13 protein-coding genes are annotated in these 13896 nt (G+C 66.0%); 3 read left to right on the top strand and 10 right to left on the bottom strand.

The window, feature by feature from the left end:
• Window positions 1-10: 10 nt before the first annotated feature.
• The 3 genes from ACSFA3_RS20085 to ruvC all read left to right on the top strand — a co-directional run bounded on the left by ACSFA3_RS20085 (window position 11) and on the right by ruvC (window position 2600).
• Window positions 11-760, top strand: coding sequence for a transglycosylase domain-containing protein (locus ACSFA3_RS20085; RefSeq protein WP_435507252.1), 750 nt, complete (start codon window positions 11-13; stop codon window positions 758-760).
• Between the two features lie 166 nt (window positions 761-926).
• Window positions 927-2036, top strand: coding sequence for a porin (locus ACSFA3_RS20080; RefSeq protein ID WP_435507251.1), 1110 nt, complete (start codon window positions 927-929; stop codon window positions 2034-2036).
• Between the two features lie 15 nt (window positions 2037-2051).
• Entirely contained in the window at window positions 2052-2600 is a 549-nt protein-coding gene (gene ruvC / locus ACSFA3_RS20075) for a crossover junction endodeoxyribonuclease RuvC (RefSeq protein ID WP_435507250.1), read from the top strand.
• Window positions 2601-2613: 13 nt separating this feature from the next.
• Here the strand turns inward: ruvC and ACSFA3_RS20070 are convergent, their stop codons facing one another.
• The 10 genes from ACSFA3_RS20070 to murD all read right to left on the bottom strand — a co-directional run bounded on the left by ACSFA3_RS20070 (window position 2614) and on the right by murD (window position 13884).
• Window positions 2614-2790: a hypothetical protein gene (locus tag ACSFA3_RS20070; protein WP_435507249.1), complete on the bottom strand. Its 177-nt coding sequence runs from the start codon at window positions 2788-2790 to the stop codon at window positions 2614-2616.
• Window positions 2791-2799: 9 nt separating this feature from the next.
• The gene (gene lpxC, locus ACSFA3_RS20065; protein ID WP_435507248.1) at window positions 2800-3726 is read right to left on the bottom strand and encodes a UDP-3-O-acyl-N-acetylglucosamine deacetylase; all 927 of its coding nucleotides are present in this window, start codon (window positions 3724-3726) and stop codon (window positions 2800-2802) included.
• Between the two features lie 74 nt (window positions 3727-3800).
• The gene (gene ftsZ / locus ACSFA3_RS20060; protein WP_435507247.1) at window positions 3801-5012 is read right to left on the bottom strand and encodes a cell division protein FtsZ; all 1212 of its coding nucleotides are present in this window, start codon (window positions 5010-5012) and stop codon (window positions 3801-3803) included.
• A gap of 157 nt (window positions 5013-5169) precedes the next feature.
• Window positions 5170-6399: a cell division protein FtsA gene (ftsA, locus tag ACSFA3_RS20055; RefSeq protein ID WP_435507246.1), complete on the bottom strand. Its 1230-nt coding sequence runs from the start codon at window positions 6397-6399 to the stop codon at window positions 5170-5172.
• A 20-nt stretch (window positions 6400-6419) separates the two neighbouring features.
• A complete protein-coding gene (locus ACSFA3_RS20050) occupies window positions 6420-7205 on the bottom strand; it encodes a cell division protein FtsQ/DivIB (protein WP_435507245.1) in 786 nt (261 codons plus the stop codon).
• A complete protein-coding gene (locus tag ACSFA3_RS20045) occupies window positions 7205-8176 on the bottom strand; it encodes a D-alanine--D-alanine ligase (RefSeq protein WP_435507397.1) in 972 nt (323 codons plus the stop codon). Before ACSFA3_RS20045 ends, ACSFA3_RS20050 begins: the two co-directional genes overlap by 1 nt.
• A complete protein-coding gene (gene murC / locus ACSFA3_RS20040) occupies window positions 8176-9636 on the bottom strand; it encodes a UDP-N-acetylmuramate--L-alanine ligase (RefSeq protein WP_435507244.1) in 1461 nt (486 codons plus the stop codon). Before murC ends, ACSFA3_RS20045 begins: the two co-directional genes overlap by 1 nt.
• Window positions 9633-10763, bottom strand: a complete 1131-nt coding sequence (gene murG, locus ACSFA3_RS20035; RefSeq protein ID WP_435507243.1) for an undecaprenyldiphospho-muramoylpentapeptide beta-N-acetylglucosaminyltransferase — start codon at window positions 10761-10763, stop codon at window positions 9633-9635. The genes murC and murG overlap by 4 nt, the downstream gene beginning before the upstream one ends.
• Entirely contained in the window at window positions 10760-12073 is a 1314-nt protein-coding gene (gene ftsW, locus ACSFA3_RS20030) for a putative lipid II flippase FtsW (protein WP_435507242.1), read from the bottom strand. Before ftsW ends, murG begins: the two co-directional genes overlap by 4 nt.
• The gene (gene murD, locus ACSFA3_RS20025) at window positions 12070-13884 is read right to left on the bottom strand and encodes a UDP-N-acetylmuramoyl-L-alanine--D-glutamate ligase (protein ID WP_435507241.1); all 1815 of its coding nucleotides are present in this window, start codon (window positions 13882-13884) and stop codon (window positions 12070-12072) included. The genes ftsW and murD overlap by 4 nt, the downstream gene beginning before the upstream one ends.
• Window positions 13885-13896 lie beyond the last annotated feature (12 nt).

The raw sequence follows: 13896 nt of genomic DNA, 5'->3' as shown, positions 1-13896 counted from the left end.
TACCCCGGACATGCGTGCGCTGTTGCGTTGGCTGGCCTGCCTGATCGCCGCCGGTCTGGCGCTGCAGATCTTCTTCATCGCACGCATCGCCGCGATGGCCGTCGTCGATCCGCAATCGACCGCTTTCCAGCGTTCGGAAGCCTGGCAGATCGCGACACAAGGCCGCTCCGGCGACAAGCGCGAATGGGCGCAGCAATGGGTCCCGTACGACCGCATCGCCGACAACCTGAAGCGCGCGGTGATTGCCAGCGAAGACGCCGATTTCATCTGTCACCGCGGCATCGAATGGGAGGCCATCGAGCGGGCCCGCCAGCGCAATGCCAAAGCCGAGGAAATCGCCGCCCGTCGTGCGGCGCAGGCACGTGCGCGCGGCAAGGAGCCCTCGGCGCCGAAGATCCGCGGCGGCTCGACCATCACGCAGCAGCTTGCCAAGAACCTGCTGCTGTCGGGTGAACGCACGATGCTGCGCAAGGGGCAGGAACTGGTGCTGGCGACCGCGCTCGAACTGCTGCTGAGCAAGGAACGCATCCTGGAGATCTACCTCAACAACGTCGAGTGGGGAGAAGGCGTGTTCGGTGCCGAAGCGGCTTCGCAGTACTACTTCAGAAAACCGGCTGCGAAGCTTGGCGCCAACGAAGCGGCCCGGCTGGCCGTGATGCTGCCGAGCCCGAAGTTCTTTGAACGTCGCCCCGGCTCGCCCTACCTCATCGGTCGCGCAGGAACCATCACTGCGCGAATGCCGTCGGCCGACTTGCCCTGAACCTGAGGGCCGATGCTCGCAGCGAGGTCGGTTCTACCGATTGGTATGACTTGTCCTTAACGGATTGACGTCGGCCCTCCCATCCGGGAAATCGAGCACGAAACAACATGTTTCGGGACGCGCATATGCTCCTAAAGTCGTAGGTCCAAAAACAAGAGGAAACACTGTGACCTACACGAAGCCGTTGCTCGCCTGCACCCTCGTCGCCACGCTCACGCCCGCCGCCTGGGCACAGTCGAAGGTCGAGATGTACGGCATCGTGGATGCAGCCATCCGCCACACCACCAACGAGGGCCCGACCGGCAACGGCTCGCTCACGCAGATGATCGGAGGCGGCATGTCGCAGAGCCGCTTCGGCATCAATGTGACCGAGGATCTGGGTGGTGGGCTGCGCGCTGTCGCCAACCTGGAGAACCGCTTTCTCACCGATTCGGGGCAGGTGGCGGCGACCAGTTTCTTCCAGCAGTCGTGGGTCGGCTTGCAGAGCAGCACTTTCGGACGGATCACGATGGGCCGGCAGTACAACGTACTCTTCGACCTGGTGACAAGCACCTACGCGTCGTATCCCTATTCGCCTTATTTCGAAGCCTACAAGCCGGAGATCGGCTTCTCTCTCGGCGCGCGGTCCAGCAACATGCTCAAGTACACGGCCGAGTACGGCGCCTTCCGCGGCGGCCTCCAGTACTCGCCTTCGGAAGATTCGCCCACCGGCGGCCGGACGGCCGGAGGCTATCTGCGCTACGCAGCCAACGGCTTCGCGCTCGGTGCTGCTTATCAGACGCTGCAGTTCGGCTCCGGCCGCAAGATCGAAGCCTGGACCCTGGGCGGGTCCTACCGCATCGATAAGTGGTACTTCAACCTCGGCTACGGCCAGAACAAGCTCGACGGCGGCCCACTGACCGCGCCGCTCGACCTCGCGGTGCTGTCGGGCATCTGGAGCGGCAGCTCGATCACCAACGGCAACTTCGGCGGCCCGGCATTCCTCGCCGCCAACAAGCGCGACATCGCGAAGGTCGGCGTCGGCTACCAGCTCACGCCGCAGATCAATCTGGGCGCGCATTACTTCCGCACCAACCAGTCCGGTCCGACGCTGGCCGGAGACACGCGCGGCGACTTCTTCACGATGGCGCTCGACTACGCGTTTTCCAAGCGCACCGACGCATACATCGAAGCCGACCGCACCAGTCTCAAGGGCAACGCCAACCTGAACGGCGGTACCACCGCCGGCCCGAAGAGCCGCAACGGCTACACGATCGGGTTGCGCCACCGCTTCTAGACTACATTCGCGTGCATGCGAATTCTCGGTATCGACCCCGGCCTGCAGACCACCGGCTTCGGAGTGGTCGATGCCGAAGGCCACAAGCTGCATTACGTGGCCAGCGGCACTATCAGCACCAGGCACATGGTGCGCGGCAATCTGCCTGAACGACTCAAGGTGCTGTTCGACGGCATCGGCGAAATCGTGGCGCGCTACGAGCCTGTCTCGGCTGCCGTCGAGATCATCTTCGTCAACGTCAATCCGCAGTCGACCCTGCTGCTGGGCCAGGCACGCGGGGCGTGCATCACCGCCCTGGTGAACAAGGATCTGCAGGTCGCCGAGTACACAGCGCTGCAGATGAAGCGCGCGGTTGCCGGGCACGGCCAAGCGGCGAAGGCTCAGGTTCAGGAGATGGTGAGAAGGCTGCTCGATCTGCCCGGCTTGCCCGGCAGCGACGCAGCCGACGCGCTGGGGATCGCCATCACGCACGCGCATGTCGGCAGTTCGATGGCGCGGCTTGCCGATGCCTCGGGGCTTGCGCGCAGTACCAGCGGCATGTACCGGCAGGGCCGGACACGCTGAGAAACTGTTCAGGTCAGGCGACGCGCTCTGCGATCAACACCGCGAAGAAACCGAACGCCGCGAGCAACGTCCATTTCAGCGTGATCCAGCCGAAGCGCCGGTACTTCACCTGACCGGTACCCGCATAGAACGCAAAAGACACCGCGCACATCAGCAGCAGAAAAAGAATCGCCCAACGAAAAAGAAGCATCGGCGATGCCTACCAGGCGCGCGCGACTTCGGCGAAGCCACGCGGCGCGCGCTTGACGTCGTCGAACGTGACGATCTCGTAGGCGTCTTCATGCAGCAGCAGTTCGCGCAGCAGCTTGTTGTTCAGTGCGTGGCCCGAACGGAAAGCACTGTAGGCGGCCAGTAGCGGACGGCCGACCACGTAGAGGTCGCCCATCGCATCGAGGATCTTGTGCTTCACGAACTCATCGTCGTAACGCAATCCGCCGGCATTGAGTACCTTCGTGTCGTCCATGACGATCGCGTTGTCGAGCCCGCCGCCGAGCGCCAGACCCTTGCTGCGCATGTACTCGACTTCCTTGGTGAAGCCGAAGGTGCGCGCGCGCGCGATATCGCGACTGTAGGAGCCGCTGCCCAGATCGAACTCGACGCGTTGCCCGGTCGAATCGACCACGCGATGATCGAAGTCGATCTCGAAGCTCAACTTGAAGCCGTGGTACGGCTCCAGTCTTGCCCATTTCGCGTTCGGACCCGCGTCGCCCTCCCGGACTTCCACCGGCTTGACGACACGGATGAACCGCCTGGGCGCCTTCTGCAATTCGATGCCCGCGCTCTGCAGCAGGAAAACGAACGAAGAGGCGGAGCCGTCGAGGATCGGAACCTCGTCGGCAGTAATGTCGATGACCATGTTGTCGATACCGAGCCCCGCACAGGCCGACATCAGATGCTCGACGGTCTGGACCTTGGCGCCGCCGCTCGACACGGTGGATGCGAGACGCGTGTCGGTGACGGCTTCTGCCGTCATCGGAATCGACACCGGCTCGGGAAGATCGACGCGCCGGAACACGATGCCCGAATCGGGCGGTGCCGGCCGCAACGTGAGTTCCACGCGCTGGCCGCTGTGAAGCCCCACGCCGACCGCGCGCGTGATGGACTTGAGGGTTCGTTGTTGCAGCACGAACGTCATTTTATGAGCGCGAGGCGGACCGGGAAACGTCCGCCTCGCTATGGCCCCGATAGGCCATCGCCCGCTCAATCGGCCTGGCGGCGCAGGAAGGCAGGGATCTCGAAATCGTCCATGCCGCCCGAAGACAGCGCGTCGACCTTGGCTGCAGCCATCGTGCGGTTGGTGCGCCACACGCTCGGAACGGCCATGCCTTCGTAGTTCGGCTGGCCGTGCGCGCCATGGTGACCCATGCCGCCCATCGTGTTCTGCACGTTGAACGGAATGTTGTCGGTGCCGGTGCGGATCACTTCCAGGATCGGTGCCTGGCGGCGCGCTTCCGGACGCGAAAGGCCGGTCGCGACCACCGTCACGCGCATCTCGTCGCCGAGCGCTTCGTCGTAGGCGGCGCCGTAGATCACATGCGCTTCAGGCGATGCATAGGCGCGGATGGTGTTCATCGCGAGCTTGGATTCCGACAGCTTCAGCGAGCCCTTCGATGCCGTCACCAGCACCAGCACGCCCTTGGCACCGGAGAGGTCGATGCCTTCCAGCAGCGGGCAGGCCACGGCCTGCTCGGCTGCGATGCGCGCGCGATCCGGACCGCTGGCCGCTGCAGTGCCCATCATGGCCTTGCCCGGCTCGCCCATCACGGTGCGCACGTCTTCGAAGTCGACGTTCACGCCGCCGTACTCGTTGATGATTTCCGAGATACCGCCGACCGCGTTCTTCAGTACGTCGTTGGCATGCGCGAAGGCTTCGGCCTGCGTCACGTCTTCGCCGAGCACGTCGAGCAGCTTCTCGTTCAGGATCACGATCAGCGAGTCGACGTTGGCTTCGAGTTCGGCCAGGCCGTCGTCGGCATTGCTCATGCGCTTGCCGCCTTCCCAGTCGAAGGGCTTGGTCACGACGCCGACCGTCAGGATGCCCATCTCCTTGGCGATGCGCGCGATCACCGGTGCAGCGCCGGTGCCGGTGCCGCCGCCCATGCCTGCCGTGATGAACAGCATGTGTGCGCCTTCGATGGCGGTACGGATCTCGTCGACCGCCGCTTCGGCCGCTTCGCGACCCTTGGCCGGCTTGCCGCCCGCGCCCAGGCCGTTGCTGCCGAGCTGGATCAGCTTCGGTGCGTTGCTGCGCGACAGCGCCTGCGCGTCGGTGTTGGCGCAAGAGAACTGAACGCCCTGCACGCCGCGCTCGATCATGTGCGCAACCGCGTTGCCGCCGCCGCCGCCGACGCCGATCACCTTGATCTGCGTGCCTTGGTTGAACTCTTCCACTTCAATCATTTCGATGGCCATTTCTGACTCCTTAATTTGCTGCTGCCGTTGTTGGGAGGTGATGAATGTCTTGTCTGTCGCGTCTGCGTTCACGGTGGCGGCCCTGTGCGTCGCCATCGCTCGTTGAAATGTCGTGGCGGACCTTGTCGCGCCAGCCAAAGTGGGTGGTTGCGCATGGTCAGAAGTTCCCCACGATGAAGTCCTTGAAACGTCCGAATGCAGTCTTTACAGAACCGTTCTTCTGCGCGACCTTGTAGCCGCGCATCCGGGCCATCCGGGCCTCTTCGAGCAGGCCCATGACGGTCGCGGCGCGCGGCTGCGCGACCATGTCGGACAGCGCGCTCGAATACTTCGGGATGCCGCGTCGCACAGGCTTGAGGAAGATGTCCTCGCCCAGTTCGACCATGCCCGGCATCACCGCGCTGCCACCCGTCAGCACGATGCCCGACGACAGCACTTCCTCGTAGCCGGACTCGCGTATGACCTGCTGCACGAGCGAGAAGATCTCTTCGATGCGCGGCTCGATCACACCGGCCAGCGCCTGCTTGCTCAGCATGCGCGGACCACGATCGCCGAGCCCCGGCACCTCGACCTGCGTGTCCGGGTCGGCCAGCAGCTGCTTGGCATAGCCGTTCTCGACCTTGATGTCCTCAGCGTCCTTGGTCGGCGTGCGCAGCGCCATCGCGATGTCGCTGGTGATCAGGTCGCCGGCGATCGGAATCACGGCGGTGTGGCGGATCGCGCCGTTGGTGAAGATCGCGACGTCGGTCGTGCCGGCGCCGATGTCGACCAGGCACACGCCCAGTTCGCGCTCGTCCTCGGTCAGTACCGACAGGCTCGACGCCAGCGGATTCAGCATCAGCTGGTCGACCTCGAGGCCGCAGCGGCGCACGCACTTGATGATGTTCTCGGCCGCGCTCTGGGCGCCGGTCACGATGTGGACCTTGGCTTCGAGCCGCATGCCGCTCATGCCGATCGGCTCCTTCACGTCCTGGCCGTCGATCACGAATTCCTGCGGCTCGACCAGCAGCAGCCGCTGGTCGCTGGAGATGTTGATGGCGCGTGCGGTCTCGACCACCCGGGCCACGTCGGCCGGCGTGACTTCCTTGTCCTTGACGGCCACCATGCCGCTCGAATTGATGCCGCGTATGTGGCTGCCGGTGATGCCGGTGTAGACGCGGCCGATCTTGCAGTCGGCCATCAGTTCGGCTTCTTTGAGCGCCTGCTGGATGCTCTGGACCGTGGCGTCGATGTTCACCACCACGCCGCGCTTGAGCCCGTTGCTCGGAGCTACGCCGAGCCCGGCGAGCTTCAGAGCGCCATTGGCCAGCACCTCGGCCACGACCACCATCACCTTGGCGGTTCCGATGTCGAGGCCGACGACCAGGTCTTTGTATTCTTTGGACATGCAGATTCCTCGCTACTCGCTTATTTCTTCTTGGGGTCGGTGACGACCGTGGTGACGCCGCGCAGGCGCAGCGCATAACCCTCGTTGTGGCGCAGGTCGGCGCCCTCGATCGATGCGACCGTGCGGCCGTACTGCGCCGCGACCTGTTTCACCGTCTGCAGGAACTGCGTCGCACGCGCCGACACCTGCTCGCTGCGACCACGGCCCAGCTCGATCACCGCGCCGGTGTCCAGCAGCACATGCCAGCTGCCTCGGCTCGACAGGCCCAGCTCCTCGACGTTCAGGTCGTAGGGCGCGAAGATCGGCGCCATCACGCGGTACATGCCCAGCACCTGACTGGCCTGGTCGTCAGGACCTTCCAGGCGCGGTAGCTTGTCGTCGACCTCGGCCACGTTGGCATCGAAGACTTCGCCGTAGCCGTTCACCAGCTTCGAACCGGTCTCGTCACCCCAGTGCGCGACCGGCACCTGCTCGGTCAGCGTGGCGCGCAGCTTGTTCGGGAATTCACGTCGCACGACAGCCTTGCGCACCCACGGCACCGTCTCGAATGCGCTGCGCGCGCGTGCCAGATCGACGGTGAAGAAATTGCCGACCAGCTGCGGCGCGACATGCGCGCGCAGCGTGACGGCGGTGTTGTGCGTGACCTCGCCGTCGACCTTGATCGCGGCGATCGGGAAAAACGGCTGCCGCAGCACCCACCACGCGCCCGAAGCCAGCAGCATGACCGCGCACGCGGCGAAAGCCAGCGTCGCCGTGATGTTCATGAGCTTGACGTCGAAGGGCACGGGAATGCTGTCGGCTGCCATCAGACGATTCCCTTGATGTCGAGCGAAGCGGTGGCCAGCACGCGCAGGCAGAGTTCCTCGTAAGGAATGCCGAGCGCGCGCGCCGACATCGGCACCAGCGAATGCGTGGTCATGCCGGGCGACGTATTCATCTCCAGCAGGAACGGCTTGCGGTCGGTGGCGCGGATCATGATGTCGGCACGGCCCCAGCCTCTGCAGCCGAGCGTGAGGAACGCTGCCAGCGTGATGCGGCGGATTTCCGCTTCCTCCGCCTCGGGCAGTCCGCTCGGGCAGTGGTACTTCACATCGTCGGTGAAGTACTTGTGCTCGTAGTCATATGCGCCCTCGGGCGCGGCGATGCGCACCACCGGCATCGCTTCGGCATCCTGGCCGCTGCCGAGCACGGAGCAGGTGACTTCCTCTCCTTCGATGAATTGCTCGCACAGCACATCCGCGTCGTACTTCGCCGAGAGCGTCACCGCCTCCTGCATCTGCGAGTAGCCCTCGACCTTGGTCACGCCGATCGACGAGCCCTCGCGCGGCGGCTTGACGATCAGCGGCAGGCCGAGCACATCGGGCACCACGCGCACCTGCTCCGGCGTCTGCCGGTCGGGTGCGAGGCGCACGTACTTCGGCGTCGGCAGTCCTTCAGCCTCGAAGAGCCGCTTGGTCATGACCTTGTCCATCGCGATGCTGGATGCCATCACGCCGGAGCCGGTGTAGGGAATGCCGAGCAGCTCGAGCGCGCCCTGCACCGTGCCGTCTTCGCCATGGCGGCCATGCAGCGCGATGAAGCATCGGTCGAAGCCTTCGCGACGAAGTTCGACAAGATCGCGCTCCGCCGGATCGAACGCATGCGCATCGACGCCGCGAGCCCGCAGCGCCTCGAGCACGCCGGTGCCCGAGAGGATGGAAATCGCACGCTCCGCAGAGCTTCCTCCGAACAGGACGGCGACCTTGCCGAAGCTTTTCGGATCCACATTGAAAGCGATCACAGCGCCCTCCCTTCGCGAGTGAAGAGTCCGGGCTTGGCGGTCGTCAGCGAACCGCCGAGTTCGACCACCCGGCCCGGTACGGCGCCGATGGAGCCGGCGCCCATGCAGATGACGACATCGCCGCCGTGCACGTTGTTGAGGATGGCCTCCGCCATCTCGCCGATCTCGTCGACGAAGACCGGCTCGACCTTGCCGGCCACGCGCAGGGCACGCGTGAGTGCACGGCCGTCGGCCGCCACGATGGGCGCTTCGCCGGCTGCATAGACCTCGCTCAGCAATACCGCATCGGCGGTGCCCAGCACCTTGACGAAATCCTCGAAGCAGTCGCGCGTGCGGGTGAATCGGTGCGGCTGGAACGACAGCACCAGACGGCGACCGGGAAATGCCCCGCGCGCCGCTGCGATGGTGGCGGCCATCTCGACGGGATGGTGGCCGTAGTCCTCGATCAGCGTGAAGGTGTCCACAGACACACCCGGCCGCTTCACCGGCACGTCGCCGTAGCTCTGGAACCGGCGTCCGACCCCCTTGAAGTCGGCCAGGCCGCGCTGCACTGCCTCGTCCGGCACGCTGAGTTCGACCGCAACAGCGATCACCGACAGCGCATTCAGCACGTTGTGCTCGCCGGCCAGGTTCAGCACGATGTCCAGGTCGGGCAGCGTGACGCCGTTACGGCGCTGCGCGGTGAAGTGCATCTGCGAACCGACGGCGCGGACGTTGACGGCGCGCACCTGCGCGCCCTCGTTGAAGCCGTAGCTGGTCACCGGGCAGGTCACCTCGGGCACGATGTCGCGCACTGCGGCGTCGTCGGTGCAGAGGATGGCAACGCCGTAGAACGGCATGCGGTGCAGGAAGTCGACGAAGGCTTTCTTGAGCTTCGAGAAATCGTGCCCGTAGGTCTCCATGTGGTCCGCGTCGATGTTCGTGACCACCGCCATCACCGGCAGCAGGTTCAGGAACGAGGCGTCCGACTCGTCTGCCTCGACCACGATGTAGTCGCCGCTGCCCAGTTGCGCATTGGCGCCGGCGCTGTTGAGCCTGCCGCCGATCACGAAGGTCGGATCGAGACCGGCTGCGGCCAGCACGCTCGCCACCAGGCTGGTCGTCGTCGTCTTGCCGTGCGTGCCGGCGATCGCGATGCCCTGCTTCAGGCGCATCAGCTCGGCCAGCATCATGGCGCGCGGCACGATCGGAATGCGCTTCTCGCGTGCGGCAATGACTTCGGGGTTGTCGGCCTGTACCGCGGTCGAAGTGACGACCGCGTCGGCGCCGGCGATGTTGGCCGCATCGTGACCGACATAGGTGACGATGCCGAGGCCGGCCAGGCGACGCAGCGTTGCGCTGTCGCTCAGGTCGGAGCCGGAAATGCGGTAGCCCAGGTTGAGCAGCACCTCGGCGATGCCGCTCATGCCGGCGCCGCCGATGCCGACGAAATGGATCTGGCGAATGGCGTGCTTCATGCGCGCACCCCGTCGTTCTTCGCACTCTTGCGACGCTTCCTGTCGGCCAGCTCCTCGCAGGCGGCGACCATCAGGTCGACGGCTTCGGTCTTCTGCATCGCCTTGGCGCGCAGGGCTTTTTCCACCAGCGTGGATCGTTCTGTTTTCTGGAGCAAGTCGGACAGTAGTTCAGGCGTGAGATCGGTCTGCTGGACGAGCCAGCCGCCGCCCGCATCGACGAGGAAGCGCGCGTTGGTGGTCTGGTGATCGTCCACCGCCGATGGGAAAGGCACGAACAGCGCTGCTGCACCGACGGCCGCGATTTCCGTGACGGTGCTGGCGCCGGCACGAGCGACGATGATGTCGGCCGCCGCGTAGGCGCTGGCTGTGTCGTCGATGAAGGGAACGAGTTCGGCATCGACGCCGGCTGCGGCGTAGTTGGCGCGCAAAGCGTCGATCTGCTTGGCGCCGCTCTGGTGCAGCACGACCGGCCGCTCGGCCGGCGCGATGCGCGCGAGCGCCTTGGGCACGACCGCGTTCAGCGCCTGCGCGCCGAGACTGCCGCCGACGACCAGCAGTTTCAGCGGGCCGCTGCGACCCATGAAGCGCAAGACCGGATCGGTCTGCGCCAGGAAAGGCGCGCGCAGCGGATTGCCGATCCACTGGGCATCCTTGAGCACGTTCGGAAAAGCCGAGAAGACGCGGTTGGCGACGCTTGCCAGCACCTTGTTCGCCAGCCCCGCGACCGAATTCTGCTCGTGCAGCACCAGCGGCCGGCCGATCAGCACGCTCATCAGGCCACCCGGAAAGGTGATGTAGCCGCCCAGGCCGATCACCACGTCGGGCTTGACGCGGCGCAGCACGCCTACGCTTTGCGCGAACGCGCGCAGCAGCCGAACCGGCAGCAGCGCCAGCGTGAGCAGACCCTTGCCGCGCAACCCGCCGAACTGCACCGGCTCGAAGGCGAAGCCGCGCGGCGGCACCAGCTTTTCTTCCATGCTCGCTGGCGCGCCCAGCCAGTGCACGCGCCAGCCGCGCTCGCGCAACGCCTCGGCCACAGCCAGGCCCGGAAAGATGTGCCCACCGGTACCACCCGCCATGACGAGCGCCGTGTAGTTCATGGACTTGACGGGATTCGCTTCGCTCATACGCGACCGCCGCGCATCAGCACGCGGTTCTCGTAGTCGACGCGAAGCACCAGCGCCACCGCGATCAGGTTCAGCAGGATCGCCGAGCCGCCGAAACTCATCAGCGGCAGGCCCAGACCCTTCGTCGGCAAGGCGCCCAGGTTCACGCCCATGTTGATGAACGACTGGAAGCCGATCCAGATGCCGATGCCCTGCGCCACCAGCCCGGAGAAGACGCGGTCGAGCGCGATCGCCTGGCGGCCGATGTGCATGATCCGGCGCGTGAGCCAGAGGAACAGGCCCAGCACCAGCAGCACGCCGATCAGGCCGAATTCCTCGCCCAGCACAGCCATCAGGAAGTCGGTGTGCGCTTCGGGCAACCAGTGCAGTTTCTCGACGCTGCCGCCCAGTCCGACGCCGAAGATCTCCCCGCGCCCGATAGCGATCAGCGAATGCGACAGCTGGTAGCCCTTGCCGAGCGCATGCGCTTCGCTGAACGGATCGAGGTACGCGAAGAGCCGCTCGCGACGCCATTCGCTGGTCATCACCATCACGCCGAAGGCCACGACCATCAGCGTCGCGATCACGAAGAACATGCGCGCATTGACGCCGCCCAAGAACAGGATGCCCATCGCGATGATCGCGATCACCATGAAAGCACCCATGTCCGGCTCGGCCAGCAGCAGCATGCCGATGATCACGACCGCAGCGCCCATCGGCCAGACGGCACGGAAGAAGCGCTCCTTGATCTCCATCTTGCGCACCATGTAGCTGGCCGCGTAAAGCACCATTCCGAGCTTTGCCAGCTCCGACGGCTGGAAGTTCATGATGCCCAGCGGCAGCCACCGGCGAGCACCGTTGACCACGCGGCCGACGTGCGGGACAAGCACCAGCACGAGCAACAGGATCGACAGCACGAAGATCCACGGCGCCGCGCGCTCCCAAGTCTTCATCGGAATCTGGAAAGCCAGCAGCGCCGCCACGAAGGCAATGCAGATGAACAGGATGTGGCGCGTCAGGAAGAAGGCGGGTCCGTAGCCGGCACGGGCGAAACGCGGGTTGTCCGGCAGCGCGATCGATGCCGAATACACCATCACCATGCCCCAGGCCAGCAGCGCGAAAGTCACCCACAGCAGCGCCTGGTCGAAGCCGAGCACGCGCATCGGAGTCGCCTTGGTCTGCGCGACGTCGCCGCCGCCGCCCAGACGAACCGGCAGGTGCACCGGCAGCGCGTCGATACCGGTCTTCGCCGCACGGCTGAACCAGCCTCGGAAGCGCCCCGCGGATTCGGCGTTGGCGGTGTTGGCGGTGTTGGCAGCAGCGTTGCTCATGAATGCTCTCCCTGCAGCGTCTGTACGGCGTCGCAGAAAACGGCGGCGCGGTGCGCATAGTCCTTGAACATGTCGAAGCTCGCGCAAGCCGGCGACAGCAGCACTGCATCGCCGGACTCGGCATGCGTGGCGGCCACATGCACGGCTTCTTCCATCGACGCGGCATGCAGCAGCGGCACGCCGGCAGACGACAGCGCAGCCTCGATCAGCGGCGCATCGCGGCCGATCAGCACCACGGCGCGCGCGTACTGACGAACCGGCGCGGCCAGCGGCTCGAAGTCCTGGCCCTTTCCTTCGCCGCCGAGGATCACGACCAGACGGCGCTCGATGCCGAGCCCGCCCAGCGCCGCGACCGTTGCGCCGACGTTGGTGCCTTTGCTGTCGTCGAAATACTCGACCTCGTCGAAGATCGCGATCGACTCGACACGATGCGGCTCGCCGCGGTATTCGCGCAGGCCGTAGAGCATCGGTCCGAGCTGGCAACCGGCAGCAGTCGCGAGCGCGAGCGCGGCGAGTGCGTTCAGCGCGTTGTGCTGGCCGCGAATGCGCAGCGCATCGGCGGGCATCAGGCGCTGCAAATGGATTTCAGGCGCTTCGGCTGCGGCACCGCGCTTGCGCTTGAGGGTTTCATCGGCTTCCAGCGCGCGCACCAGCCAGCCCATGCCGTTGATCCGCTCGATGCCGAAGTCGCCCGGACGCAGCGGCATGCCGGCGCCGAACGTGATGTGCGCACGCACCACCGGACGCTGCAGCCGGGCGCGTACGGGCGGCGGCAGCATCTGCATCACGGCCGCGTCGTCGCGGTTGAGCACCAGCAGACCCTTCGCGCCGAAGATGCGTGCCTTGACCGCGATGTAGCTCGCCATGTCCCCATGCCAGTCGAGATGGTCCTGCGAGATGTTCAGCACGGCTGCAGCCGTCGGCTCGAAGCCCTGCACGCCATCGAGCTGGAAGCTGGAAAGCTCCAGAACCCAGACATCCGGCAGCGTGCCGGCGTCGATGTGCGCGGCCAGCGTGTCGAGCAGCGTGGGACCGATGTTGCCGGCGACGGCGACCGACTTGCCCGCGCGTTCGACCAGCTGGCCGGTGAGCGCGGTGACTGTCGTTTTTCCGTTGGTGCCGGTGATGGCGAGCACGGCGGGCGTGTAACCCTTGGGCTGCGCTGGCTCGGGTGCGGCGATCGGCAGCGGCTTGTCGTCTTCGGCGGGCGCCGGAGGTGCGGCGGCGGAGAGTTCGGCAATGCGGGCAACGAATTCTGCGGCTTCGCGCGCGGCGGTGTGCACCGAGGGCTTGGCCGGGACGGTTTCGATCGCTGTTTCGGCTGCAGGTTTGATCACCGGCTCGGGCTCGGGCTCGGGCTCTGGCTCTGGCATCTCGATCTCGGACTGCACCGGCGTCCCGGCGACCGGCTCGGCTTCGGCTTCGGCTTCGGGAACGACGACGATTTCTTCGGCCGGCACGTCGACTGTCCGCAGATCGGCCAGCGCCTGCGCGAACAGATCCAGCTCGCCACCCACCACCAGACCCGTCGCACGCGCTGCATCGACCACCGAAGCGATGCTCGCCGGCGACAGGCCGGGCGAGCGATACACCGCACGCACCGCCGTGCCCTCGACCAGCGCAGCCGACAACGGCCCGCCGATGAAGCTTGCATCCGGCACCTGCAGCCGCAGCGCGGCCAGCTGCGGCGGCGCCTCGCGCGTGTCGGCCACCGTCACCACCGCCCCGTGGCGCGCGCACCAGCGCGCCATCGCCAGGCCGGACGCACCGAGGCCCAGGATCAGCACGGGAAGGTTTTGCAGATGCTTCATCGGGTGTGGTCG

Origin of the sequence: Variovorax glucosi (assembly GCF_051216695.1) — a bacterium.
Classification (GTDB): domain Bacteria; phylum Pseudomonadota; class Gammaproteobacteria; order Burkholderiales; family Burkholderiaceae_C; genus Variovorax.
This window is presented reverse-complemented; position numbering and strand designations above follow the sequence as displayed.